Consider the following 25,130-nt stretch of genomic DNA (forward strand, 5'->3'; position numbering starts at 1 on the left):
CGAACAAAACAGACGAGCATGTGACATTGTTGTCACATGCTCGCAATATGAACAAAATCATTCTTTTTCGGAAAGATGAAGGTGAAGGTTGTCCCTTGATCTATCGTGGAGTTGACCTCGAGCGTCATATGAAGAGCGTCTGCTCCTTTTTTCGTTAAATAGAGCCCCATTCCTGTTGAGGCGGTGTCATTGTGATGTCTAGTTGAGGTAAAGCCTTTTTCAAAAATACGAGAGATGTCTCTTGGATCAATTCCTCTGCCTTGATCTGTGATCGTCAGCATGACTTGGTCATTTATTTGCTTGCTTTCAATGACAATATCGGAAGAATGGCTGTATTTGACTGCATTTGTGAGTACCTGTCTGATCATAAAGGATAACCATTTTATATCACTTAATACGGTACGTTCCTCCAGCGTCAGCTCAAAGCCGATTCCTTTTTGCATACACCAGGATTGGAGCGCTTTGATTTCTTTTGCTATGATGCTTTGCAGGTCCAGCTTTTCAATGAATAAATCATTTTCAATATGACGTACTCTGCTTTGGTGCAGCTGGGCATCAAGTAATAAATGTATTCTGAGCCACTCATACGTCATATTTGATTTCAGCTGCTGATCTGTTAAGCGGTCAATCATTAAGCGCATCGCTGTAAGGGGAGTTTTGACCTCATGTATCCAAGAGAGCAATTCATCTTTTTCTTCTTCGAGAGCGATTTTCTGCTCTGCTGCCATCTGCCGGTAGCGTGCGATTTGCTCTGACGTTGCATCATGGATGAGCTGCTCAAATGGGGAAGAGGGGGTTAGCCGTATTTGATGTTCAATGTCATCATCCCATTCTTTCAACCTCTCATAATAAGCCGTTTCTTTTCGGTATCGGAAAAAGAGAAAGACAATCATGAGAAACGTAGACAATAGCACAATATAAAAAAGAGAAGCGATTGGAATGGTCGTATCCAAATAAGCAACAAACAGAATGAGGAGCTGCAAACTAAGAAAGAAAAGAATCCAGCTTCTTCGTTCTTTTAAAAATGCTTGCAGCATCATTGATCATCCTTTTCCTTTGCAAGATAGCCCTGACCCACTTTTGTCTCAATGAAGGCGCCAAGGGAGATCTCGTCTAGTTTTTTTCTGAGGCGGTTGACGTTTACAGTCAGTGTGTTGTCACTGACAAACCGTTCATCCTCCCACAATGCTTGAATGAGTGATTCACGGCTTACGATATGATTTTTATGCTGAATCAATTCCTTGAGAATAAATAACTCATTTTTTGTTAATTCAACCTCACCATGATCATTTGTTACGGTATTTTTTTCTAGGTCAATCGCAGCGCCGCACCATACCTTTAGGCTGGCCGGTTCTGCACTATAATCATGCACGCGGCGAAGAACAGCACTTATTTTGGCAATGAGCACGTCAAAATGGAAGGGCTTTTGCACAAAATCATCGGCACCGAGCTGCATTGACATGACCATATCAGCTGGATGGTCTCTTGAGGAGAGGAAGATGATTGGAACATTTGAATGATGCCGAATCATCCGGCACCAGTGAAAGCCATCGTATTTTGGCAGCTGTATATCTATAATGACGAGATCAGGCTGGACAGACGTGAATTCCTGAAGCACCTGATGAAAATTTTGAATCCCATAGACATCATAGGACCAGTTAACTAGACGTTCTTTGATTTCCTGGAAGAGGGTTGTATCATCTTCAATTAGTAAAATCTTAAACAAAATCAGCACCACACTTTTTGTATTCGCTTGTTGTCATTGTAGCGGAAAAAAGGACCTGCCGCTAGAACCAGACAAGAAAAAAGCAAGGGAAGAGGTCCCTTGCTTCAGCTTATTTACCTAAAAAGTGCTTTTTAAAGAATGATAGTTGGAATTCAAGTGTGAGTGGGTCATTAAAATAGAATTCCTCTGCATTGGCTTCATACACACGATGTTTTTTGACAGCTGGGATGGACTTGTAAATTTCACTGTTTTGATAGGAATTGTCCATTTCGCTGTTTTTACTAATGATCATATAGTCTCCAGCAAATTCAGGAATGACTTCCTGTGAAACCGCGTAGTAGCCGGCTTTTAATGCTTTTTCTTTCACTTTCTCAGGCATTTTCAGTTTCATTGCTTGATAGAGAATTTCTGTTCCGCGGCCCCATGCATCTCCAAAAACGTAAAGATCTTTTGTGCCGCTTTCAAAGACAGACACTGTTGCATCTTTACCGATTTTTGCTTTGATTTCTTTTCCAGCTTCAGCTGCGCGTTTTTTGAAATCTTTTACCCAAGCTTTTGCTTCTTTTTCTTTGTTTAAAACTTTTCCAATTTCAATGTGCTGCTGAAGGTAATCAACTTTGTTATACGTAAACAAAACGGTTGGTGCGATTTTTTTGAGTTTTTCTACATTTTTAGTATTGCTTAAGCCAATGATGACATCAGGCTTTAGCTTCATGATTTTCTCTACATTTGCATCAGATACTTCTTCCACATTTTTTAATTTCTTTTGGAAGCGCGGATTCTTTTTGGACCAAGAGTCAACGCCGACAAGGTTCACACCAAGTGACATGACATTCCCTGTGTAAGAACCGAGCACAACAACACGTTTTGGATGCGCTGGCAGCTTCACAGGCCCATTTTCAGATTGATATGTAATTTTGTCTGATGATGCTGATTGATTTCCTTTATTTGAGGAAGAGCTGCTGCTATTGCCACATGCGCTCAATGCAAGTACAAAGATGAGCATCAGAGGGAACAATATTTTCTTCATGAATGTAGACTCCTTTGAAATCGGCGCATAAGCCGGATATTGGTTGTATTAGTGATAATGATAATTATTATCACTTGGATATCATATCATAGGACTGTAGGCTGTTGTCAATGACATTTTGATAGCTGGTAATAAAAAATAAAAGGGGATTTTCAATAAAAAAAGATCAAGGCAGCATGTGTCCTGATCTTTTTTCTTATTTAAACCAGCCTTTTTCTTTTGAGCGTGTAATGGCCTCGATGCGGTTTTTCACTTCCAGCTTATCTAAAATAATGGAAATGTAGTTCCGGACAGTGCCGCTTTTGATGCTGAGTTCTTTTGCAATTTCTTTTGTGTTTTTACCGTCTGCGACGAGTTCAAGGACCGATTTCTCTCGCTCCGTTAAAGGATTTTCATCACTATATAAGTCTTCCATCAATTCAGGGGCATACACCTTTTTCCCTTTCATCACACTGCGAATCGCACTTGCCAGCTCCTCGCTTGGACTGTCTTTCAGCATGTAGCCGCTGACGCCCGCTTTTAGCGCCCTTTGGAAATAACCGGAGCGGGCAAAGGTCGTTAAAATAATGATTTTCACATCTGATCCTTTGAGCTCTTCCGCTGCATCAAGTCCGGATTTTCCCGGCATTTCAATATCCATTAAGCAAATATCAACAGGATGTGTTTTGGCAAAATCGATGGCATCTTGGCCATTTGTACCTTTTCCAACAACCGTCATATCGTCTTCTAAATCGAGAAGTGAACCGAGTGCACCAAGCAGCATTTGCTGATCTTCTGCGATAAAGATGTTGATCATTTCATACCCTCCTTTTCTTTTGCTGCTGAATCATTTGGAATGCTCATAATGAGCTTTGTCCCGTCTTTTGTTTCAATCCGCAGGCGGCCATTTGCAAATTCCAATCTTTCTCTTATTCCTAAAAGGCCGTGACCCTTCGTTTGAGAGGATGGATAGTCGCCTTTAAATGTTCCGTCGTCCTCAACGGTGATGATGGCTTCCTTTGACTTTTGGTGAATGGTAATTTTACAAACCGTTGCATCACTATGTTTGACGACATTCGTCACCGCCTCTTTTATGCACATGCTCACAATGTTTTCGTTCAGAAGTGAGATGTGTTTCGGTGCTTCCTTTTCATCATAAATCAATTCAATTCCAGCTGCTTCGAGAATTTGCTCGATGTTCGACATTTCATCTTTGATTCGGATGCCTTTCATGGAGGAAACAATCTTCCGCACTTCATTGAGAGACGTTCTGGCGGTCTGCTGGACGCTTTTGAGTTCGGCACGAGCCTGTTCAGGGTCTTTATACACGAGTTTACGGGCAAGATCACTTTTTAAACCGATCAAAGAAAGCTTTTGTCCAAGGGTGTCATGCAGGTCGCGTGCAATGCGCTGCCTTTCTTCAAGCTTCACAAGATCTGCAATCCGTTCATTGGCATATTCTAATTTCTCCTCAAGCCGTTCACGTTCCTTCCTGCTCCGAATGCTGAGAGGAAGAAGAATGGCACTAATCAGGGTGATGACGACAAAAGGAATTTGTGTGAGAAACCAGCCCTTTTTTAAGATCAAACTAAAGTTCACTGCCACGGCGGCGCTCGCCAGATGGATATAGTACAAGATATAAAAGGGAACTTTTCGTTTAATATGTCCGTTAAAATAGGCGATGCAAAAAGCGAAATAAATATAGCTGTAGAGCATCACATAACCAGTTGAAATACCGATCAATAATAGGCCAAAGACATATAATGACCAGCCTTTTGCAACAAAGGCAAAACGATACACAGCGAAAAAGACGACGTTCAAAATAATGCCGATCACAATACCTAAAGTCGAAGGTGTCTTAAGGATAAAATAGAAGGGCAGGATGAAAAAAATGGCCCATATATAGGGGGAAATCCCATGCAATTTTTGAAGTTTAAACTGTTTTTTCATCCGTGTGCCACCTTTTTTCGTTTTTCATTGTTTTTCCTTACTTTATCAAATTCAGCCTATTGGTGCATCCTGTAAATGACAACAAGCCCCTTCTCGTGTAAGAAAGAGCCTGCGCCGATTATGCATTTTTCTTGAGAATGTCTCCTTTGATAACTGGAACGTTCATCTTCTTAGATTGCCGTGCTTCTCTAAACGTCACAAATGCTTTCGTTTCCTCATCCCACAGTCTAAATTTCATCGACTCAAGGCTTGTTTTCAACGTGATGGTCGGGACATTTTGCAGCGGTTCACTTTGGTCATGGGCATGCTCTAAAAGATAATTCGGTACTCTTGGGCTTAAATGATGGACATGATGGTAGCCGATATTACCAGTTAACCATTGAAGAAGCTTTGGCAATTTGTAAAAGGAGCTTCCTTCAACAGCTGCCTGCACATAGTTCCAATGTTCATCTGCTTCAAAATAAGAGTCCTCAAACGTATGCTGTACATAAAACAACCATACACCGATAGATCCTGAGATCAGGAAGATCGGACCTTGAACAAGCAGGAATTCCTGCCAGCCAAAAAGAAGACATGTTGCGGCTGCTAACGCAATGATGCTCACGTTTGTGAAATACGTGTTCCAACGCTCTTTTTTACGAGCATTTTTGACGTTGAAACGGTTTTTTAAGAGAAAGACAAAGATCGGTCCTAAAATAAACATCACAAAAGGGTTACGATAAAATCTGTAGCGAAATTTCGTCCATGCTGATGCTTCTTGATATTCTTTGACTGTTAGGAGCCAAATGTCGCCAGTACCTCGTTTGTCTAAATTACTGCTTGTGGCATGGTGAATGGAATGATCTCGTTGCCATTGAAGATAAGGGAAAAGGGTGAGTACGCCCGTTAAAAAACCGAACAGGTGATTTAGCGGCTTCTGTTTAAAAAAGGATTGATGGCAGCAGTCGTGAAAAATAATAAAGACACGTACTAAAAACCCAGCTGCAATAACCGCAAAAAAGAGGGTTAAAAGGTAGGAGATATTCAGGCTATAATAGGCAAGAAACCAAAGCCCTAAAAATGGAATGAATGTATTAAAGAGTTGAATGATACTTTTTTTCGAATCAGCACCAGAGAATTGACCCACTTGTTTTCTTAAAGTAGCTTGCTGCTGTGTGTTTGTTGAAGTCGTCATGAACGTTCAAGTCCTTTCCGTTTCTTTCTACTTCAAAGTATAGAAGGAAAGGTGTCATGCTCATAGTAGCACCCATCATGTATTCAATATGACATTTGTCATGTTTGTCATCAAAAAGGCTGATGGAATACGGTTTTGAGCTTATTTCAATATAAATAAAAAAAGTAAAGGCGCTGGGCCTTCACTTTTTTTATGAACGTGCTTCATGTACTTTTAACTGCTTGCCTTTAATGGTTGTGTGGCGCATGGCATTCAGCACAAGAGGGCCTTTGCCGTTTAAAATATCTACATATGTTTTTGTGTCTTGAATCGTAATAATCCCAATGTCATCGAATGCAACGCCTTCTATTTTGGCAATGGTCCCAACGAAATCAACAGCCCGCAGCTTCTTTTTCTTTCCGCCGTTAAAATAAAGCTTCATAATATCCTTCTCAACGCCTGCCTGTTTATTTTCCTTTTGAATAGGCGTTTCAATTTTCTCTTCGAAGCTTTCTACATGCTCCTCTGCTTCTTCCTTTGTCGGATAAGGCTGAGTTTGAAAGTCTATGCCAGCATCCTGCTTTAATTCATCAATAAGCGGTTTTGCATTCTTTGTCATAAACGCAATCGTTTTCCCGCTTTTTCCCGCTCTGCCTGTTCTGCCAGTCCGGTGAATATAGCGCTCTTTTTCATAAGGGAGATCATAATGAATGACATGTGTCATATCACTGACATCAATTCCCCGGGCTGCTATATCTGTTGCGATCAGATAACGGAATTCACCTTTTTTAAATTCATCCATCACATCAAAGCGGTCTTCCTGTCTCATGCCGCCATGAATTTTGTCACAGGGCACATCCCATTCGTCCAGCTTCAGTGTGAGTTCATTCACTCGGTCTTGTGTATTACAGAAAATAATGCAGCTATCTGGATTTTCAATGACGATCGTACGCTGAAGAAGGGAGAATTTTGATTCTTCTTCCGTTTCAATGACGGTGTGGGTGATTTGCTGTACAGACGTTTCTTCACGTGCAATCTCAATGACTTTTGGTGATTGTAAAAACTGTTCGCTCAATTTCTTCATGTCATCAGACATTGTCGCTGAAAACAGCATCGACATGCGCTTTGGCGGCAGATACTGAATAATAGAAGAGACTTGATCGATAAATCCCATGTTCAGCATCTCATCCGCTTCATCTAACACGAAAAATTTGAGATTTTCTAAAGAAAGGGTGCCTTTCTCAAGGTGATCCAAAATGCGGCCTGGTGTCCCGCACACAATATGGTTTTTCTGTGAAAGCTCTACTTTCTGCGCTTGAAAAGAGGCTTTTCCATAAATGGCTGCGGCTTTGATTCGTTTGAACCGCCCAAGGCTTGTGAGGTCTTGTTTGACCTGCATGGCGAGTTCTCGTGTCGGAACGAGGATGAGGGCTTGAGGTTTATTTTCAGCCCAATCAACCATTTCACAAATCGGCAGACCATAGGCTGCAGTCTTGCCGCTGCCAGTCTGAGATTTGACGATTAAATCCTGCTTTGAAAAAGCAACGGATAATGTCTCGTGCTGAACGGGTGTAGGTGTATGGAAGTGAAGCGCTTCTAACGCTTGTTTCAATTCATCACTTAATGGATATTGATCAAAATGTTGTAATGTCATCGTGTTCTCCTTTTCGTACATTCATACTTGTGACATCATACCATAACCATGGCCGTGAATGAAAAGACATAAAAAAAGCCCCGTAAAGGAGCTTTCAGCGTGCAGACAAATTCTCAAAGGAATCTGCGTTTTACTTTTTCCCAGTAAGAGTTGTCTTTTAATTTCACCGTTTTAATGACTTTTCCTGAAAGGCCAATGTCAATTTGTTTGACGTGTTTTGTGCCGAGCGCTTCGTTATCAAGCCCGATAATTGGATGATCGTTTCCATCCTGCACTACCTTCAGCGTCAGCTTGCGGTCACTGCTCAAGATGAAAGGAGCGCCTAATGTACGGTACGAGTTGTTATTCAGCGATGCAAGCTCTGTGACTTGCATACAAGGAAGCATCGGATCAACCACGGCGCCGCTCACCGATTTATTGTAAGCCGTTGAACCAGTCGGAGTGGAAATAATCATGCCGTCGCCTCTAAATGTTTCAAAGTGGAAATCATCTATATACACATCGATCACAAATGTTTTAATAATGCTGGAGCGGATCGACAGTTCATTTAAGCAATGGAACTGGTTTGTGCTGTCAACGCTTACATCGATGATCGGATATTTTCTCACTTCAAGCTGTTCAGTGTTCATGGCATCAATCATTTTATCAAAATGCTCTAATGAGAAATCGCAGTATAAGTGCGTATTTTCTGATTTTGATACCCCTACATACAAGCAGTCATCCCGGAAGTTTGTTTTACGTACTGCTTGAAGAAATGTGCCATCCCCGCCAATTGAAGCAATAATATGGGCATCCTCTGCACGCTTGACGACGTGAAAGCCCTGATCGGTAGCGAGCTTCTCGAGAGAAGAAATGTGTCCATCCAATTCATGATCTTTTTTGTAAAAGAAAAATACATTGCGACGATTGTCTGTCATTGACGTTCTCCCCTTTGCTGTCAAAAATAATTTTCAATGATAAAGGGCTTACATGAAAACCCTTGCTCACATTTTACACTTTTTTCATATGAAAGTAAAAACTTTAGAAAGAACCACCTGATGATCGGATTGCCTTTATGAGAAATGAGTCGATGTGAGTGATTTGAAATGGCTGAATCCTGAGCATAATTGAATAGCCGTTTTCTCATGAAAGAATGGTTTAGGTGTTTCGTTGCGGTGATGATCTAGCCTATTAGGTGCAGGGAGAGGATAAAAAAGCCAATTTTTCGTCATGCGCATATCTACGTAGACGATGTAAAGTTGATCGTTATTTAAGAGAGGTGCTATCATATGCCTACATGAAATGTAAAAAAACCACAATTCCTGTGAAACATTTCATGTGGGCATTCGTATGAATGAAGTGAGAAAAAAAGGAGGAGAAAAAGATGAATGCGAAAAGATGGGTAGCGCTAATTATTGCACTTGGTGTTTTCGGATTTTCAATTGTGATTAGTGTCACGATGGCCTTGTTCGATAGCTTCAATGACAATAAAATGAGCTATCAATTCGGGGATGAAATAGAAGAGAAGGTACTAGAGAATGGCAGCGGTGCAGGCAAGATTGCTGTTCTTGAGATTAATGGAACCATTCAAGATAATGGCGGTGCATCGAGCCTATTAGGCGGAGAAGGTTATGATCATCGTGCATTCCTCAAGGAACTAGATAAAGCGAAAGAGGATGCTTCTGTAAAAGGTGTACTTCTGCGCGTAAACTCTCCTGGCGGCGGTGTCTATGAAAGTGCTGAAATACATAAAAAATTAGAAGAAGTGAAAAAAGCGAAGAAGCCGATTTACGTATCTATGGGTTCAATGGCAGCTTCTGGCGGCTACTACGTGTCAACTCCAGCGAAGAAAATCTTTGCTTCACCTGAAACATTAACAGGGTCGTTAGGGGTCATCATGCAAAGCTTGAATTATTCTAAGCTCGCAGATAATCTAGGTATTAAATATGAAACGATTAAGAGCGGGAAATTCAAAGATATCATGTCTCCGAACCGTGATATGACAAAAGATGAGCGCAACATCATGCAAAGCATGGTCGATAACTCTTATGAAGGATTTGTCAAAGTGATCTCTGAAGGACGCGGCATGTCAAAACAGGAAGTCAAGAAAATTGCCGACGGCCGGGTATATGACGGGACACAGGCAAAATCGAACGGATTAGTCGATGAGCTTGGGTATTATGAAGATGCATTAAAAGCGATGAAGAAAAATGAAAAAGGCTTAAAAGGAGCAACAGTGGTCAGCTATTCTCAAAGCTTTGGCTGGAACTCTCTCTTCAACATGAGTGCAAGCAAGCTCTTTAAAAGCGAAATTGATTTTCTGAATTTAAAAGAAACACTGGCTGGCTCAAATGGGTCTAAACCGATGTATCTCTATTCAAAATAAAGGAGGGATCATAGATGGATTCTACATTCGATGAAGTAAGCGAAAGCCGCAGCCAAGAGGAAGAATCGAAGCCGGCCTTTGTGAAGCGCGCTTCAATTGAAGCACAGGCGTTTGCAGGTTTTTGGATTAGATTTTGGGCATTTATTCTTGATTGGCTCGTCGTCTGGGGTGTAAACCATTTGACGGTTTCTCCAATCTTTAGTCTGTTTGGCTGGTCCAAAGGAGGGGGATGGTTTTCTCCATTTTCCGTCACAACGACGATTGTATTCCTCCTTTATTTCGCCATCATGACGAAAATCTTTCAACAAACACTTGGCAAGATGGTGTTTGGAATTAAAGTGGTCTCACTTCAGCCTGAGAAGAAGCTGGCATGGGATGTTATTTTCTTTAGAGAGATTGTGGGGCGCTACATTAATACGATCTTTATTCTCTATGCTATCGTTGGGTTCTCACCGAAAAAGCAAGGGGTTCATGATTACTTTGCCGATACGGTGGTCGTCCATGAACATTTATATGAAAAAACAGAATCAAACGTATAATCAGAGGAGTTTGGCCGGGTACCGGTCAAACTCTTTTTTGTTGATTGGGTATAAAATCCAGAATGAGAGCCATAATCGTAGGGGAAGCATCATTTGTTATGGAGGAAGTGAGCACAGTGCTTTACGTTTGGATCGCAGCGTTTTTGCTTCTTGTGATCTTGTTGATTTTCATGAAAGTAACCATTTTGCTGGACTATTCGCATACAAACGACAATGACCACATTGCACTGAAGGTCATCACCTTATATGGATTGGTCAGACTCAAAAAAGATATTCCGATGGTGAGGGTCAATCCAGAAGACCAAACGATTGATATTCGTGAAAAGAAAATGGAAAGCGCTAAAAACCCTGATCACGAAAAAGAATCGATGCATAAAAAAGTAGGAAAGCGTGATATGAAGCAAATCCTTCATCAAATGGAGCGCATCACAAAAGAGATTGTCGATTTAAACCGGATCATGCGCAAATTCTTCATTCACATAAGGGTTGTCTCATTTCACTGGTCGACATGGATCGGCTTTCATGACGCCGCTTTAACAGGTGTAGCAGCCGGCGGTGTGTGGTCAGTGAAAGGAGCACTGCTTGCCTTTATGCAGGAGCATCTCACCTTTAAGCATAAACCGGTGTATGAAGTCATTCCGGCCTTTCAGCACAATGTGTCACAGACTCAGTTTACATGTATAGCATATTTTCGTATTGGACATGCTATGCTTGCAGCCATTCGTTTACTTGTCCATTGGTTAAAAGGAAGAAAGGCGAGAAAAAGTGCCTCTCTTCAAGCAACGAAGAATGAATCATCTGTTTAAGGAGGAACCCGAAAATGGCAGATCATCCAATCCAAGGTCTCATGAAGACAGCGATGGAAAACTTAAAAGAAATGATAGATGTGAATACAATCATCGGCGATCCAGTCGAAACCCCTGACGGCAGTGTCATTCTCACTGTGTCAAAGGTTGGTTTTGGATTTGCAGCCGGCGGCAGTGAATTTAACGGGAACCAAAAGAAAGAAAAACGTTCTGATGAACAGGAACGAAAAGAGCCGAGACTCCCATTTGGCGGCGGAAGCGGCGGCGGGGTGTCGATTACACCAATCGCCTTCTTAATTGTAGGAACAAACGGAGTTCGAATGCTTCATTTGGATGAACACACACATCTGCTCGATAAAATATTGGATTCTGCTCCTCAAGCAATTGAACGTCTTCAGCACATGTTTAAGAAGGATGAGCGGGAGCACCGTCACAAAGAACGAAAACTAGATGACATAGACCTTTAAAAAGTTAGCTGCGCTGCAGTTAACTTTTTTTGCAAAAGGGACGATTAGGCTTTGCAGTTTTTTGCTTTCTCTACTATGATAGAACCATACATTTGAAAAGGGAGGAATTGTTTTGGCATCGATCACATTTAAAGGAAGTCCTGTCACGCTTGTAGGAAATGAAGTAAAAGTAGGCGAGCAGGCTCCTGATTTTACGGTATTAACGAACTCACTTGGAGAAGTTTCACTTTCTGATTTAGCAGGAAAAGTGACGATCATCTCAGTGATTCCTTCTATTGATACAGGTGTGTGTGACGCACAAACAAGACGTTTCAATGAAGAGGCAGCGGGTTTAGGTCCGGTCAATATTTATACGATTAGTGCAGACCTTCCATTTGCACAAGCACGCTGGTGCGGAGCAAACGGAATTGAAAATGTCGAAACATTATCTGATCACAGAGATATGTCATTTGGTGAAGCATTCGGAGTGTATATGAAAGAATTGCGTTTATTGGCGCGCGCAGTCTTTGTATTAGACCCTAACGGAAAAGTGGTTTACACTGAATACGTAAGTGAAGCAACGAATCACCCAAATTATGAAAAAGCCATTGAAGCTGCAAAATCACTGTTATAAAAGCAGCATCGACAAGAGCTCCGGCTTCATCCTGGGGCTCTTTTCAATGAGAACATATAGCTTTTAACAAAGCGAGGAGAGAAAAGCATTGCAGAAAGATCAAGTAAGTACTATTTTTGAACTGCTCGATACAGCTTCTATTCGATTAAAAAAGGAACAGGGCATTTCCTATATTGAAGCATTGGCAGAAGCAGGAGAAGCCTTTTTCCAAGCAAATGATCGAAACGGTTTATTAAAGGATTTAATAGAAAAAGCAGATTTTGCTTCTTATGATCATGAGCAGATTCGTAAAGCGTTTCAGCTCGCCGTATTGAAAGGTCAAAAGGATATTTCTCACCCAAATCGCCAGATGACACCAGATACGATTGGACTGTTTGTCAGCTATTTGGTGAATAAATTTTTAGACGGTCAAAAAGAGCTCGTAGTCTTTGATCCAGCAGCGGGAACAGGAAACTTACTTCTTGCTGTTTTAAATAATCTCACTGCAGAAACAAAACGCGGCTTTGCGTCTGAAATTGATGATGTGCTCATTAAAATTGCTTGGGCCCAGGCGAATTTAGAGGAGAAAGAAGTTGAGCTTTTCCACCAGGACAGTCTTGAGCCGCTTCTGATCTCACCGGCAGATGTCACTGTATGCAGTCTCCCAGTGGGCTATTATCCAAATGATGAGCGTGCAGCAGACTTTGAACTAAAGGCAAAAGAAGGACATGCCTTTGCCCATTATTTATTCATTGAACAAAGCCTTCGCTACACAAAAGAAGGCGGCTTCTTATTCTTCATCATTCCAAATGATTTATTTGAAGGAAAAGAGAGCGTACAATTAAAGGATTTCATCAAAGATCATGCGTATATGAATGCGTTAATTCAGCTGCCAGTGTCCATGTTTAAGGATAAAAAACACGCCAAAAGCTTATTTGTGATGCAAAAGAAAAAAGAAGGGCTGGAAGCCCCAAAACGAATGCTGTTTGCCAATCTTCCATCTTTCTCACAGAAGGAAGCAATGGTCGGTGTGATGAGAAAATTAGACCAGTGGTTTATAGAAGAAAAAGAAACGAAAGAATAGCCAGAGTGATTTCTGGCTATTTCAGCGTGTAGACAAACCCTCGCATTCGCCCGCAGGTCTGCGCTCCGGTGCTCACGAATCCCAAATTCGCTCTGCTCCGATGCTCGCCCTTCCTAGAGCTGCAAAGGTTTTCTATCACGCTGAAAAGAAAACAAAGAGCTAAAATAAAAATCATTTTATCTCTTTGTCAATAATCTGGATATTTTACTATTCAGAAAATAACGACTTATTGATGTAAGCGATAACAGTTTGAAGGTGCACTTGAAATGCAAAGTTTTCAATGTTTAAATGAAAAAGTCAGATATTTTTCGGACTTATCGTTAAACTATAAAAGACCCGTCAAACAGGTTGAATATAGCACCGGAAAAAACGTGAAACCTTATATAACAACTGAGTAAAAGGAGCGACAGTAATGTCCAAAATTATTGCAATCAACGCAGGAAGCTCATCTCTTAAATTCCAATTGTTCGACATGCCAGAAGAAACCGTTTTAACAAAAGGGCTTGTTGAAAGAATCGGAATGGACAACAGTATCTTCACGATTTCTGTAGATGGAGAAAAGAAAACAGAAGTGACAGATATTCCAGATCACGCAGTAGCGGTCAAAATGCTGCTTGAAAAACTAACTGAATTTCACATCATCAAAGACTTTAATGAAATTGATGGCGTAGGACACCGCGTTGTTCACGGCGGAGAGAAATTCAGCGATTCTGTTCTTTTAACTGATGAAGTGATCAATGACATTGATCAGCTTTCAGAGCTTGCACCACTTCACAATCCTGCAAACGTTGTAGGAATCAAAGCATTCAAACAAATTCTGCCTGACGTACCAGCGGTTGCTGTGTTCGATACAGCATTCCACCAAACTATGCCAGAGCAGTCTTACCTATACAGCCTTCCGTACGACTACTACAAAAACTTTGGTATTCGTAAATATGGATTCCACGGGACAAGCCACAAGTTCGTTACAGAGCGTGCAGCAGAGCTATTAGGCCGTCCGCTTGAAGAGCTTCGTCTGATTTCTTGCCACCTTGGAAATGGTGCGAGTATTGCAGCAGTTGAAGGCGGAAAATCAATCGATACATCTATGGGCTTTACACCACTTGCTGGTGTTGCAATGGGTACACGTTCTGGTAACATTGACCCTGCCCTTATTCCATTTATTATGGAAAAAACAGGACATACTGCTGAAGAAGTGCTTTCTACTTTGAATAAGAAGAGTGGTCTTTTAGGTGTGTCTGGTCTGTCAAGTGACCTTCGTGATATCGAAGAAGCAACAGAAGAAGGAAACGACCGTGCAGAAGTTGCTCTTGATATTTTTGCGAGCCGTATTCATAAATATATCGGTTCTTATGCAGCAAGAATGAATGGCGTAGATGCGATCATCTTCACAGCTGGAATCGGTGAAAACAGTTCAGAAGTAAGAGCACGTGTACTTCGTGGTCTAGAATTCATGGGCGTTTACTGGGATCCTTCCCTAAACAATATGAGAGGCGAAGAAGCATTCATCAGCTACCCGCACTCTCCTGTAAAAGTGATCGTCATCCCTACAAACGAAGAAGTAATGATTGCAAGAGACGTTATGCGTTTAGCGTAATCAAGTTTGAAAAGCTCTTTTCCAATAAGGAAAAGAGCTTTTTTCTGTTAAAAGCAGCATGCTATAATGTTGTCCAATATGAAGCAAAAGGGAGCGGGTGCGAAAGATGAGCGTGACAGAACATAAACGTGAGGCGAAAGAAAGGCTTTATGTGAAAGTCATTACGGTCAGTGATACAAGAACGAAAGATACAGATAAAAGCGGCCGTCTGATGATTGATTTGGTCAAAGAACAGGGACATCTTGTTCTTGCATACGATATTGTAAAAGATGATATAGGATCGATTCAAGACGCTGTGCTCGAAGGAACAAGCGAACCGAAAATAGATGCCGTCTTGTTAAATGGCGGAACAGGGATTGCCGCAAGGGATGTGACCATTGAAGCGATCACTCCTCTTTTTTCCAAGGAACTGCCTGGCTTTGGTGAAATCTTCCGCATGCTCAGTTATACAGAAGACATAGGTTCAGCTGCTATTTTATCCAGGGCAACGGCAGGGGTCGTCAATCAAAAGGCTGTCTTTGCCACGCCGGGATCTACCGGAGCCGTTCGTTTAGCCATGACCAAACTCGTGATTCCAGAGCTTCCTCATGTCTTACGAGAGCTTGAAAAGGATCAAAAATAGCCCAAAATGACTCTGCCAAGAAAATTTGGCAGAGTTTTTTTCATAAAGGGGTTGAAAAAACAATTTTTCCTTGTTACAGTGTATACATACTAAATGCATGTTTATAAATTAAAACTTATTTTTATGCAAAAAACATTCACAGAATCAAAACAAGCGAGAGGAGCTTTTCAATCATGTCACAAAATAAAAAAGTCGTATTAGCATATTCCGGAGGTCTTGATACCTCTGTTGCAGTTAAATGGTTACAAGAGCAAGGATACGAAGTCGTTGCTTGCTGCCTGGACGTAGGTGAAGGAAAAGATTTAGCATTCGTTCAACAAAAAGCACTTCAAGTCGGAGCGGTTCAATCATACATGATTGACGCAAAAGAAGAATTTGCTGAAGAGTTTGCACTCACTGCATTACAAGCACACACAATGTATGAAGGAAAATATCCACTAGTATCTGCACTATCCCGTCCGCTTATTGCAAAAAAATTAGTGGAAGTGGCAGAAAAAGAAAATGCAGTAGCAGTTGCTCATGGATGTACTGGAAAAGGGAACGACCAAGTTCGTTTTGAAGTATCCATTAAAGCATTGAATCCAGACCTAGAAGTTCTTGCACCAGTGCGTGAATGGAAATGGTCTCGTGATGAAGAAATCGATTATGCACAAAAACACGGTATTCCAATTCCGATTAACTTAGACAGCCCATATTCAATCGACCAAAACCTTTGGGGCAGAAGTAACGAATGTGGCATTTTAGAAGATCCTTGGGCTGCGCCGCCAGAAGGTGCATACGATCTGACAAATCCACTTGAAAAAACGCCTGACACACCTGAAATCATTGAAATCACGTTTGAAAAAGGAAAACCGACAGCCATTGACGGTATCCAGTATTCATTATCTGATCTCATCCTTCATTTAAATGAAGTCGCTGGACAGCATGGTGTTGGCAGAATCGATCACGTTGAAAATCGTCTTGTCGGCATCAAATCTCGTGAAGTGTACGAATGCCCAGGTGCTGTCACACTTCTAAAAGCGCATAAAGAGCTTGAAGACTTAACACTTGTTAAAGAAGTCGCACACTTTAAACCAATCGTTGAACAAAAAATGGCTGAATTAATATACAACGGCTTATGGTTCTCACCGCTTAAAGAAGCACTAGATGCATTCTTACAAGAAACACAGCAGAACGTAACGGGTGTTGTACGTGTGAAACTATTTAAAGGTCATGCCATTGTAGAAGGACGTAAATCACCATATTCACTTTATGATGAAAATCTAGCCACTTATACAAAAGCAGATGAATTCGATCATGATGCAGCTGTAGGATTTATTAATCTTTGGGGCTTACCGACAAAAGTAAACAGCATCGTGAATAAAAAGGAGCAGGTTAAAGCATGAAAAAGCTTTGGGGAGGCCGATTTCAAAAAACACCAGAAAAATGGGTCGATGAGTTTGGCGCGTCCATTCATTTCGACAAACAATTAGTCAAAGAAGATCTGACCGGCTCCCTTGCTCATGCAAGTATGCTGAATAAATGCGGTATCCTCGATGATGAGGAAGCCGCTGCCATCAAAGACGGGCTGAATACGCTCATGAAAAAGGCAGAGGCGGATGAACTGGAATTCTCAGTGGATTATGAGGACATTCATTTAAACCTTGAAAAAATGCTCATTGATGAGATTGGTCCGCTTGGCGGCAAATTGCACACAGCGAGAAGCCGGAATGATCAGGTCGCAACTGATATGCACTTATATTTGAATAACCAAGTAGAGCATATCATTGAACTGATCTCTTCCTTTCAAACGGTGCTTGTAGAAAAGGCAGAACAGCACGTTGAAACGATTTTTCCAGGATATACGCACCTGCAGCGTGCACAGCCTATTTCGTTTGCCCATCATATGCTCGCCTATTTCTGGATGCTTGAGCGTGACAAAGCGCGCTTTCAAGATTCATTAAAGCGAATTAACGTGTCTCCGCTTGGATGCGGAGCGTTAGCAGGAACGACATTCCCGATTGATCGTGAATATACAGCAGAGCAGCTTGGCTTTGACCATATTTACGAAAACAGCCTCGATGGTGTGAGTGACCGGGATTTCATTTTAGAGTTTTTGTCTAATAGCAGCCTTGTGATGATGCACCTCTCACGTTTTTGTGAGGAAATCATTTTGTGGTGCTCGCAAGAATTTAAATTCATTGAACTTGATGACACGTATGCAACAGGCAGCAGCATGATGCCGCAGAAGAAAAACCCGGATATGGCTGAATTAATCCGCGGGAAAACAGGCCGTGTGTATGGCAACCTGATGGGGCTTCTCACGATTATGAAAGGCTTGCCGCTTACGTATAACAAAGACCTTCAAGAAGATAAAGAAGGCATGTTTGATACAGTGAAAACCATCGCTGGCAGCCTGCAAATCTTCACAGGCATGATCCAAACGATGACAGTGAACGAAGATGTCATGAAAAAGGCAACAAAAGAAGATTTCTCAAATGCGACAGAAGTGGCAGACTACCTTGCGAAAAAAGGCATGCCATTCCGTGAAGCACACGAAATCGTTGGAAAGCTTGTGTATACATGTATTCAAAAAGGCATCTATCTAAGTGATCTTTCTTTTGAAACATTCACAGAAGCAAGCGATCTTTTTGAACAAGACATTTACACTGTTCTTGATCCATATGTTGCGGTTGAAAAAAGAACAAGTGCAGGCGGAACTGGATTCAAACAAATTCAGCTCGCTTTAGAAAAAGCAAAAGCCTGCCTGGCATAACTTATTAAAACCATTCGTTTATACGGATGGTTTTTTTGTCATGGAAAAAGGAGATTGATGAATATTGGAGAAAATGAAAGCATACCGTCGCCAAGCAGAAGAGGGAGTGACAGCAGATCATGAAGAAAACGCTTGAGGCTTTGTTTCATCAACCACTCGTATCAGTGAAAACGTTAGGAGAACAATATGACGGACGGGCTAATGATGTGTGGCTGATCTCCTTACAAGATAAAACGGAATATGTAGTCAAATCTCCTAAAACTGCAAGAGAAGAAAGTGAATTTGTTTCTGGGATCAAGATGATCTATGGAGTAGATGACCGTACTGTAGAAGAGCATATCGATCAAATCAATCAAAAGCTGTCTCATACGAATTCCTTTCATATTCCAAAAGTTGTTCGTAAAGTGAAGAAGGCAGGGAGACATTTTTATGTAATGGAAAAAGTAGAAGGAACACCTTGTACATCTTTTGAGGGACGTTCATCAGACTTTTATAAGGATTATGGGAGGAAACTAGCACATCTTCATTCATATCGTACTGACTTTTTTGGTGCAGTCTACGGAGCTGAAAAGAAGCATTTGAGAGAATTCCATGCTGTGTTAAAAAAGGCTGTATCCAAACTCATAGGCCGCTATTACGCTGATCAGCATGAATTTCACTGTTATGCAGAAATTGTGCTGCAAAAGATGGAAAAGCTAAAGCCCCCTGATTCAGCAAGTCTCATTTTAATTGATTTAGATCCGTCTCAATATATTGAAAAAGATGATCAAGTGACAAGTTTAGTTGATACAGAATATGTCATATATGGACCAGCTGCGTTTGATTTTATTGCATTGGAATACCTTTTGACGAAAGAAGCTGCCCGCAATGTTCAATTGGGCTATGAAGAGATTTGCCCGCTTCCTCGTGATCTTCATGAGGTGAGAGAGTGCTATCGTTTTGTTTCTCTGCTGCTCGATATCCATGGCTCATGGGATTTGAAAATGTGGATGAATCACCCTATATTGTTTGACTCATATCGATAAAGGGTTCATAAGTGCGCCAGATGCCGGTTTATAGTAAAGTAAAGATAACAAAAGAAACACGTGAACTTGCAACCTTTGCTTTAGGAGGAGATTGTGTGCGACACGCATTAATAACAGCGGGTTCTAAAGGACTTGGCCGGAAAGTTACCGAGTCTTTACTGAATATGGGGTATTCTGTGACAGTGAATTATCGAAGTGATGATGAAGCTGTCCGGCAGATGAAAGAAGAATTACACCAGTACGAAGATAAGCTTCAATTTGTCGAAGGTGATGTGACAAAAAAAGAAGATTTAAAAAACATGGTAGAGCTGGCAGCAGAGCGATTTGGACGGATTGATGCCTTGATTAACAATGCCGGTCCTTATATTTTTGAACGAAAAAAATTGGCGGATTACTCTGAAGATGAATGGTATCAAATGATAGAAGGCAACCTATCAGCAGTATTCCATTTGTTCCGAATGGTCATCCCAACGATGAGAAAACAAGGCTTTGGCCGCATTATCACTTATGGCTTCCAAGGTGCAGACCATGCGCCAGGCTGGATGCACAGATCAGCCTTTGGAGCGGCAAAAGTGGGCCTTGCGTCATTGACGAAAACGATTGCGATTGAAGAAGCCGAAAATGGCATCACTGCTAATATGGTTTGTCCAGGCAAAATCGTTGGAGACATGAAAGAATCGACAATAGAGAAAGCCCGTCAAATCAAAGACGATGAAACGCCGATAGGCAGGTCTGGCACTGGAGAGGATATAGGGCGTATCATTTCATTTCTATGCGATGACCGTTCAGATCTCATTACAGGGACCGTCATTGAAGCAACAGGTGGTCTTAACGTCATTCACAGGCATTAAGTTTTTCAGCTTTTTATAGAGGGAATAAATGATATGAGATCAAAATTGAAAGGTGGATATACTACATGAAAGCTACATATCATGGACATTCAGTTGTACACATTGAAACAAACGGATATCATATTTGGATTGACCCATTTTTAAATGGAAATAAGCACACAGAGATCAAACCGCAAGATGTGAAAGCGGATGTCATTTTACTGACACATGGACATGGAGATCACCTTGGTGACACCATTGAAATTGCTAAAAATAATGACGCTCTCGTCGTTGCGCCAAATGAGCTTGCCGTTTATTTAAGCTGGCAAGGGGTGAAAACGCACCCGCTTCATATCGGCGGCGGACGTGAGTTTGAATTTGGTAAAGTGAAGCTCACGCAAGCGTTTCATGGTTCAGCTGTCATTGATGAAGAAACGAAAACAATTACGTATACAGGGATGCCATCAGGTATTTTATTTACCGCAGAGGGCAAAACAATTTATCATGCTGGAGACACTGCACTCTTTTCAGATATGAAACTGATCGGTGAACTGAATCATATTGAGCTCGCATTCCTTCCAATTGGTGATAACTTCACAATGGGACCAGAGGATGCAAGAATCGCAGCAGAATGGCTGCGGGCAAAACAGGTCGTTCCGATTCACTACAGCACATTCCCGCCAATTGAACAGGACCCGCATGCATTTGCAGACAGCCTGCATGGCGGCGTCGGTCATGTGTTAAACAGCGGGGAATCAATCGAAATTTAATCCTCATATGAAAAAAGCTGGCACACAAATGCCGGCTTTTTTATTTGCCTTCATCTGCCGAAAGAAAAGACAAATTGCTATTAAAAGCCTCCTGCCCTTATAATGAAACATAGATGAAAACGCTGAAAACAAAAAGGGTGAACGGGATTGGCGACAAAGCATGAGCAAATTTTATCGTATATTGATTCATTAGATGTCGGAGAGAAAATTTCTGTCCGGCGCATAGCGAAAGAAATGAAAGTGAGTGAAGGTACCGCTTACCGGGCCATCAAAGATGCTGAAAATAAAGGATTCGTCAGTACCATTGAACGAGTCGGCACCATTCGAATTGAACAAAAGAAAAAAGAAAATATTGAAAAACTCACATATGCAGAAGTAGTCAATGTTATTGATGGTCAGGTCCTTGGAGGACGCGCCGGCTTACATAAAACGTTAAATAAATTTGTTATCGGAGCGATGGAGCTGGACGCAATGATGCGCTATACGGCTGCTGGCAACCTGCTCATCGTCGGAAACCGGATCAATGCCCATAGGCAGGCATTAGAGGCAGGGGCAGCTGTGCTGGTCACAGGCGGATTCTCAACGGATGATGAAATCATTCAGCTCGCAGATGAGCTGGAGCTGCCGATTTTATCGACAAGCTACGATACATTTACCGTAGCGGCTCTCATTAACAGAGCCATTTATGACCAATTAATTAAAAAAGAAATTGTGCTTGTAGAAGATATTTTAACGCCGATTGAACGCACCGTGTATTTATCACCAGAGGATAAGCTTGAAAAATGGTATGAAAAGAATTATGAAACTGGCCACGGCCGTTTCCCGGTCGCAGATGATCAAATGAAGATTCACGGAATCCTCACCTCAAAGGATATTGCGGGGCATGACCGCTCCACACCGATTGAAAAAGTGATGACGAAAAATCCGCTGACGGTCATTGGCAAGACATCTGTCGCCTCAGCTGCACAAATGATGGTGTGGGAAGGCATTGAGGTGCTGCCAGTTGTGGATGATCATGCGAAGTTGATCGGTATGATCAGCCGTCAGGATGTGCTCAAGGCGCTCCAAATGATTCAAAAGCAGCCGCAGGTCGGAGAAAAGCTGGATGATGTTGTCTCAAGAGGATTTAAAGAAACCGATACAGAGAAACCAAAAGCAGATGCGGTTTATCAATACGAGGTCACCCCGCAAATGACGAACCAGCTTGGAAACATTTCATATGGGGTGTTCACACAAATTTTAATCGAATCTGCCAACCGCTTCTTAAAATCTCATAAAAAGGGCGAACTGATCGTCGAGAGTCTCTCTGTCTATTTCTTAAAACCGGTCCAAATGGAATCCACAATCCAGATTAAGCCGAATATTTTAGAAGTAGGACGCAAGTTTGGAAAGCTGGAAGTGGAGGTTTATCACCAATCGAATATCGTAGGCAAAGCGATGCTGATGGTGCAGCTGATGGAAAGAGGATAATGATAAAAAGGGCGAACTCATGTCGCCCCTTTCCTTATTACGCGTGATCTTTTTCGCCTTCCTTTAAAAAGAGCGGAAGATAATGCTTGTAGGCTTTATACCCAGCCCATGTACTGCCGATACCAACAGCAACAAAAATAAATCCGATGACAAATGCGAGTGACGAGCGGTTTAAAAATAATTGATTCACACCGAAGAGCAGGACAAAGCAGCCAAGGGCCATACTGGATTTCGCCGACCAGAATTTTTTCTCGACTGGCCGGTTCGTACGGACATTTTTTGCTTTGTAGTATAAATAAAACATGGCAGAACAAATAATAAACACAATCAAAACAAGCATGTGCCAAGCCTCCATTGTAAGTGGTTACAACCCTATTTTAAACGTAAATAGGCTTGCTTACTAGAATAAATTGTCTATCCCTCACTTTTCCGTCACGATAGATTATGATTTAATAATAAAAAGAGTATCGCATGAGAAGGAGTTTTTATGAAAAAAGAACTGATTAGAACCATATCATTATATGACACCATCATCATCCATAGACATGTAAGACCAGATCCTGATGCGTATGGATCGCAGTGCGGCCTTACGGAAATCTTGCGTGCCACCTATCCAGAAAAAAATATTTATGCGACAGGAACGCCTGAGCCATCCCTTTCATTTTTATATGAACTCGATGAGGTACCAGATGACGTGTATAAAGGGGCCCTTGTCATTGTCTGTGATACGGCCAATCAAGCAAGAATCGATGATCAGCGCTATTTAATGGGTGATAAGCTGATGAAAATCGACCATCACCCGAATGAAGATCCTTATGGTGATTTGCTTTGGGTGGATACAGAGGCAAGCTCTGTGAGCGAGATGATTTATGAATTGTACTTAGAGGGGAAAGAAGAAGGATATCAGCTGAATACAAAGGCAGCTGAATTGATCTATGCCGGCATTGTAGGAGACACAGGCCGCTTCCTTTTCCCAAACACAACGAAAAAGACACTCAAATATGCAGGGGAGCTTATCGAATATCCATTTTCATCTTCAGATCTTTTCAATCAATTGTATGAGACAGATTTGAATGTCGTGAAATTAAATGGCTATATTTTTCAACATATTTCTTTGTCAGAGAACGGGGTTGCATCTGTTTTCATTAAGCGTGAAATTTTGGAATCGTTCCAAACAACAGCGCAGCAGGCCTCACAGCTTGTTGGGACACTAGGGAATATTGCAGGCATTAAGGCATGGGTCTTTTTTGTGGAAGAAAACGATCAGATTCGTGTGAGATTCCGCTCTAAAGGCGTCGTCATTAACACCATTGCGAAAAAATATCATGGAGGCGGCCACCCGCTTGCAGCCGGTGCGTCCATTTATGATTGGGCAGTAGCAGATGAGATTTTGCGTGATTTAGAGGAAGTATGTAAATCATCATCATAAGAGAGGAGGGATGTGAAGTCCCTTCTCTCTTTTTTTGTCATGGAGAAAAGGGTTACTTGCATACAGGGATAAACCAGCAGCCGATGTCTGTTGAATCTTCATAGGCTTGGAGATTTTGATGCTTTAATTCTTTTTTAATTAAATGAGCCATCATTTCTGTCTCAGCATAAGCACACATGCCGTCTTTGATCCGGCTTGCTTTGTCTCGTGCCATTTGACGATAGCTGTAAACCTCCATTGTCCTCACCTCTTTCTATTTAAGATCTCGTTCTACTTTTAGTGTATAAAAATGAAGCGTGAAAAGCGATCATTGAGGGCAGAAATTCATAAAAATTCCACAACCTCTTTATTCAGCAAATGAAATACGTACTTCAAGTGAAAGCTTCGTATAAATTGTCAGCTCTGTCACTTTCGCGCGATATGCCTTTTCCCGAATGGTATATTCTTTATTTTCCACTGTCCGTTTTAGTAATTCCTTTGTTTTATAGACACTTTCAATATCTTTTGTAATGACTTCTGAGATATCCTCCTTGACCTGATCTTCAAACTTTAGCGTATCTGGCTCTGGGATTTTATATTGCTCACGATTCACGAGATGAACATCTACGCTTTGGATCAGCAGCCGCTTCTTATTATCCTCATTTAACTTATGCAAATCTTCCCGATAGAGTGTGATTTGTTCTTTCAGACTGTCCATATGATGCTGCTGGCTTCTCAGCAGTGTCACTTGCTTTTCCTGAAAGGTTCCGTATGTAAAGAGAAAAATAAGCCAGCTTACAATCGCACCAAACATCATTCCTGCAAAAAAACGCTGCCAGCCTGGGCGTTTATACAGCTCCGGCACCCTCATGATGACACATGCTCCTGGGTGAGCCACGTAATAATGAGATACCCCGTTTGTGCACCGCCCATGGCAGAGATAATTAATAAAATCTGCTTGAAAATATCACGCGTGTTTCCTTCGAAAATGCCTCGTTCAAAGCTATAAACAGCATCAAATGTTCCGCCGATAGCGGCGACAAGCGCCCAAATCTTTAAACGGTTGGCAAGACTAGTAATAATGGATAAAGGCGGCTGACCAGATAAATACGCACCAACACCGCCTATGATAGCACCACCCAAGATGACCCCTAGGGCGATAAAATAACAGCTGATAAAATTCGGAATAAAAGCTTCCTTCACATCCATTTTGTCCACCTCACTCTATTCAATATATGGCGTATGCTGGACAAGTATGAACGGACAGAAAAGAAAGAACATTTGTTTCTCATCGCATCGCGTTTTATA

At 41.5% G+C, this 25,130-nt stretch carries 27 protein-coding genes; 15 read left to right on the forward strand and 12 right to left on the reverse strand.

From position 1 onward, the window contains the following. Positions 1–32 precede the first annotated feature (32 nt). The 8 genes from JJ692_RS07795 to JJ692_RS07830 form a co-directional block, all read right to left on the reverse strand. Positions 33–1,037: a sensor histidine kinase gene (locus tag JJ692_RS07795; RefSeq protein ID WP_073206979.1), complete on the reverse strand. Its 1,005-nt coding sequence runs from the start codon at positions 1,035–1,037 to the stop codon at positions 33–35. Further along, positions 1,037–1,726 (reverse strand): response regulator transcription factor, encoded by a 690-nt coding sequence (locus JJ692_RS07800; RefSeq protein WP_056768201.1) that lies wholly within the window; start codon positions 1,724–1,726, stop codon positions 1,037–1,039. The genes JJ692_RS07795 and JJ692_RS07800 overlap by 1 nt, the downstream gene beginning before the upstream one ends. Before the next feature lie 109 nt (positions 1,727–1,835). Then, complete coding sequence (locus tag JJ692_RS07805; protein ID WP_024424819.1) at positions 1,836–2,756, reverse strand: iron-hydroxamate ABC transporter substrate-binding protein; 921 nt, start codon at positions 2,754–2,756, stop codon at positions 1,836–1,838. Positions 2,757–2,952: 196 nt separating this feature from the next. Next, positions 2,953–3,552 (reverse strand): response regulator transcription factor, encoded by a 600-nt coding sequence (locus JJ692_RS07810; protein ID WP_024424818.1) that lies wholly within the window; start codon positions 3,550–3,552, stop codon positions 2,953–2,955. Then, positions 3,549–4,685 (reverse strand): sensor histidine kinase, encoded by a 1,137-nt coding sequence (locus JJ692_RS07815; RefSeq protein ID WP_024424817.1) that lies wholly within the window; start codon positions 4,683–4,685, stop codon positions 3,549–3,551. Before JJ692_RS07815 ends, JJ692_RS07810 begins: the two co-directional genes overlap by 4 nt. Before the next feature lie 118 nt (positions 4,686–4,803). Next, a complete protein-coding gene (gene desA, locus JJ692_RS07820) occupies positions 4,804–5,859 on the reverse strand; it encodes a Delta(5) desaturase DesA (protein WP_024424816.1) in 1,056 nt (351 codons plus the stop codon). Between the two features lie 190 nt (positions 5,860–6,049). Then, positions 6,050–7,492, reverse strand: a complete 1,443-nt coding sequence (locus JJ692_RS07825) for a DEAD/DEAH box helicase (protein ID WP_185853761.1) — start codon at positions 7,490–7,492, stop codon at positions 6,050–6,052. Positions 7,493–7,605: 113 nt separating this feature from the next. Then, complete coding sequence (locus tag JJ692_RS07830) at positions 7,606–8,409, reverse strand: NAD kinase (protein WP_024424814.1); 804 nt, start codon at positions 8,407–8,409, stop codon at positions 7,606–7,608. Positions 8,410–8,855: 446 nt separating this feature from the next. Between JJ692_RS07830 and sppA the strand changes: the two genes are divergently transcribed. The 14 genes from sppA (at position 8,856) to JJ692_RS07900 (ending at position 22,414) form a co-directional block, all read left to right on the forward strand. After that, positions 8,856–9,857, forward strand: coding sequence for a signal peptide peptidase SppA (gene sppA / locus JJ692_RS07835; RefSeq protein WP_024424813.1), 1,002 nt, complete (start codon positions 8,856–8,858; stop codon positions 9,855–9,857). Between the two features lie 14 nt (positions 9,858–9,871). Next, a complete protein-coding gene (locus tag JJ692_RS07840; protein WP_024424812.1) occupies positions 9,872–10,396 on the forward strand; it encodes an RDD family protein in 525 nt (174 codons plus the stop codon). Positions 10,397–10,494: 98 nt separating this feature from the next. Beyond that, a complete protein-coding gene (locus JJ692_RS07845; protein ID WP_206534388.1) occupies positions 10,495–11,202 on the forward strand; it encodes a DUF2953 domain-containing protein in 708 nt (235 codons plus the stop codon). Positions 11,203–11,216: 14 nt separating this feature from the next. Continuing rightward, complete coding sequence (gene ytfJ / locus JJ692_RS07850) at positions 11,217–11,669, forward strand: GerW family sporulation protein (protein ID WP_007501733.1); 453 nt, start codon at positions 11,217–11,219, stop codon at positions 11,667–11,669. A 112-nt stretch (positions 11,670–11,781) separates the two neighbouring features. Continuing rightward, positions 11,782–12,282, forward strand: a complete 501-nt coding sequence (gene tpx / locus JJ692_RS07855; protein ID WP_024424810.1) for a thiol peroxidase — start codon at positions 11,782–11,784, stop codon at positions 12,280–12,282. A gap of 88 nt (positions 12,283–12,370) precedes the next feature. Further along, positions 12,371–13,345, forward strand: a complete 975-nt coding sequence (locus JJ692_RS07860) for a class I SAM-dependent methyltransferase (protein WP_034624206.1) — start codon at positions 12,371–12,373, stop codon at positions 13,343–13,345. A gap of 412 nt (positions 13,346–13,757) precedes the next feature. Further along, the gene (locus JJ692_RS07865) at positions 13,758–14,942 is read left to right on the forward strand and encodes an acetate kinase (protein ID WP_024424808.1); all 1,185 of its coding nucleotides are present in this window, start codon (positions 13,758–13,760) and stop codon (positions 14,940–14,942) included. A gap of 106 nt (positions 14,943–15,048) precedes the next feature. After that, a complete protein-coding gene (locus JJ692_RS07870) occupies positions 15,049–15,564 on the forward strand; it encodes a MogA/MoaB family molybdenum cofactor biosynthesis protein (protein ID WP_056768188.1) in 516 nt (171 codons plus the stop codon). 173 nt (positions 15,565–15,737) lie between these two features. Beyond that, positions 15,738–16,949: an argininosuccinate synthase gene (locus tag JJ692_RS07875; protein WP_024424806.1), complete on the forward strand. Its 1,212-nt coding sequence runs from the start codon at positions 15,738–15,740 to the stop codon at positions 16,947–16,949. Then, complete coding sequence (argH, locus tag JJ692_RS07880) at positions 16,946–18,319, forward strand: argininosuccinate lyase (RefSeq protein WP_024426149.1); 1,374 nt, start codon at positions 16,946–16,948, stop codon at positions 18,317–18,319. Before JJ692_RS07875 ends, argH begins: the two co-directional genes overlap by 4 nt. Positions 18,320–18,438: 119 nt before the next feature. After that, positions 18,439–19,344, forward strand: coding sequence for a phosphotransferase (locus tag JJ692_RS07885; protein WP_206534389.1), 906 nt, complete (start codon positions 18,439–18,441; stop codon positions 19,342–19,344). Positions 19,345–19,439: 95 nt separating this feature from the next. Beyond that, the gene (locus JJ692_RS07890; RefSeq protein ID WP_171464570.1) at positions 19,440–20,195 is read left to right on the forward strand and encodes an SDR family oxidoreductase; all 756 of its coding nucleotides are present in this window, start codon (positions 19,440–19,442) and stop codon (positions 20,193–20,195) included. Positions 20,196–20,260: 65 nt separating this feature from the next. After that, positions 20,261–20,944 carry a metal-dependent hydrolase gene (locus JJ692_RS07895; protein ID WP_073206955.1) on the forward strand — a complete coding sequence of 228 codons (684 nt, stop codon included), beginning with the start codon at positions 20,261–20,263 and terminating at the stop codon, positions 20,942–20,944. A gap of 147 nt (positions 20,945–21,091) precedes the next feature. Continuing rightward, a complete protein-coding gene (locus JJ692_RS07900) occupies positions 21,092–22,414 on the forward strand; it encodes a CBS domain-containing protein (RefSeq protein WP_034279630.1) in 1,323 nt (440 codons plus the stop codon). 37 nt (positions 22,415–22,451) lie between these two features. Here JJ692_RS07900 and JJ692_RS07905 read toward each other — a convergent pair whose 3' ends face one another. Continuing rightward, the gene (locus JJ692_RS07905) at positions 22,452–22,754 is read right to left on the reverse strand and encodes a YtpI family protein (RefSeq protein ID WP_003216665.1); all 303 of its coding nucleotides are present in this window, start codon (positions 22,752–22,754) and stop codon (positions 22,452–22,454) included. A gap of 147 nt (positions 22,755–22,901) precedes the next feature. On the opposite strand from JJ692_RS07905, the gene JJ692_RS07910 reads away from it, so the two are divergent. Continuing rightward, a complete protein-coding gene (locus JJ692_RS07910; RefSeq protein ID WP_024424800.1) occupies positions 22,902–23,843 on the forward strand; it encodes a DHH family phosphoesterase in 942 nt (313 codons plus the stop codon). Between the two features lie 52 nt (positions 23,844–23,895). Here JJ692_RS07910 and JJ692_RS07915 read toward each other — a convergent pair whose 3' ends face one another. The 3 genes from JJ692_RS07915 to ytrH form a co-directional block, all read right to left on the reverse strand. Then, positions 23,896–24,081, reverse strand: coding sequence for a YtzJ family protein (locus JJ692_RS07915; protein ID WP_003216400.1), 186 nt, complete (start codon positions 24,079–24,081; stop codon positions 23,896–23,898). 108 nt (positions 24,082–24,189) lie between these two features. Next, positions 24,190–24,693, reverse strand: coding sequence for a sporulation membrane protein YtrI (gene ytrI, locus JJ692_RS07920; protein ID WP_003216226.1), 504 nt, complete (start codon positions 24,691–24,693; stop codon positions 24,190–24,192). Then, positions 24,690–25,031 (reverse strand): sporulation membrane protein YtrH, encoded by a 342-nt coding sequence (gene ytrH, locus JJ692_RS07925; RefSeq protein ID WP_024424798.1) that lies wholly within the window; start codon positions 25,029–25,031, stop codon positions 24,690–24,692. Before ytrH ends, ytrI begins: the two co-directional genes overlap by 4 nt. Between the last annotated feature and the right edge of the window lie 99 nt (positions 25,032–25,130).

The sequence above is a fragment of the Bacillus sp. 3a genome (genome assembly GCF_017161885.1).
Classification (GTDB): domain Bacteria; phylum Bacillota; class Bacilli; order Bacillales; family Bacillaceae; genus Bacillus; species Bacillus safensis.

Bases quoted from the DNA above. Each gene is read 5' to 3' on its own strand.
- JJ692_RS07795 (WP_073206979.1), bottom strand. From the start codon at position 1,037: ATGCTGCAAGCATTTTTAAAAGAACGAAGAAGCTGGATTCTTTTCTTT.
- JJ692_RS07865 (WP_024424808.1), top strand. From the start codon at position 13,758: ATGTCCAAAATTATTGCAATCAACGCAGGAAGCTCATCTCTTAAATTC.
- argH (WP_024426149.1), top strand. From the start codon at position 16,946: ATGAAAAAGCTTTGGGGAGGCCGATTTCAAAAAACACCAGAAAAATGG.
- JJ692_RS07810 (WP_024424818.1), bottom strand. From the start codon at position 3,552: ATGATCAACATCTTTATCGCAGAAGATCAGCAAATGCTGCTTGGTGCA.
- JJ692_RS07815 (WP_024424817.1), bottom strand. From the start codon at position 4,685: ATGAAAAAACAGTTTAAACTTCAAAAATTGCATGGGATTTCCCCCTAT.
- JJ692_RS07825 (WP_185853761.1), bottom strand. From the start codon at position 7,492: ATGACATTACAACATTTTGATCAATATCCATTAAGTGATGAATTGAAA.
- ytfJ (WP_007501733.1), top strand. From the start codon at position 11,217: ATGGCAGATCATCCAATCCAAGGTCTCATGAAGACAGCGATGGAAAAC.
- ytrH (WP_024424798.1), bottom strand. From the start codon at position 25,031: ATGGATGTGAAGGAAGCTTTTATTCCGAATTTTATCAGCTGTTATTTT.
- JJ692_RS07805 (WP_024424819.1), bottom strand. From the start codon at position 2,756: ATGAAGAAAATATTGTTCCCTCTGATGCTCATCTTTGTACTTGCATTG.
- JJ692_RS07875 (WP_024424806.1), top strand. From the start codon at position 15,738: ATGTCACAAAATAAAAAAGTCGTATTAGCATATTCCGGAGGTCTTGAT.
- desA (WP_024424816.1), bottom strand. From the start codon at position 5,859: ATGACGACTTCAACAAACACACAGCAGCAAGCTACTTTAAGAAAACAA.
- JJ692_RS07870 (WP_056768188.1), top strand. From the start codon at position 15,049: ATGAGCGTGACAGAACATAAACGTGAGGCGAAAGAAAGGCTTTATGTG.
- JJ692_RS07885 (WP_206534389.1), top strand. From the start codon at position 18,439: ATGAAGAAAACGCTTGAGGCTTTGTTTCATCAACCACTCGTATCAGTG.
- JJ692_RS07905 (WP_003216665.1), bottom strand. From the start codon at position 22,754: ATGCTTGTTTTGATTGTGTTTATTATTTGTTCTGCCATGTTTTATTTA.
- JJ692_RS07845 (WP_206534388.1), top strand. From the start codon at position 10,495: ATGGAGGAAGTGAGCACAGTGCTTTACGTTTGGATCGCAGCGTTTTTG.
- sppA (WP_024424813.1), top strand. From the start codon at position 8,856: ATGAATGCGAAAAGATGGGTAGCGCTAATTATTGCACTTGGTGTTTTC.
- JJ692_RS07830 (WP_024424814.1), bottom strand. From the start codon at position 8,409: ATGACAGACAATCGTCGCAATGTATTTTTCTTTTACAAAAAAGATCAT.
- JJ692_RS07910 (WP_024424800.1), top strand. From the start codon at position 22,902: ATGAAAAAAGAACTGATTAGAACCATATCATTATATGACACCATCATC.
- ytrI (WP_003216226.1), bottom strand. From the start codon at position 24,693: ATGAGGGTGCCGGAGCTGTATAAACGCCCAGGCTGGCAGCGTTTTTTT.
- JJ692_RS07840 (WP_024424812.1), top strand. From the start codon at position 9,872: ATGGATTCTACATTCGATGAAGTAAGCGAAAGCCGCAGCCAAGAGGAA.
- JJ692_RS07895 (WP_073206955.1), top strand. From the start codon at position 20,261: ATGAAAGCTACATATCATGGACATTCAGTTGTACACATTGAAACAAAC.
- JJ692_RS07915 (WP_003216400.1), bottom strand. From the start codon at position 24,081: ATGGAGGTTTACAGCTATCGTCAAATGGCACGAGACAAAGCAAGCCGG.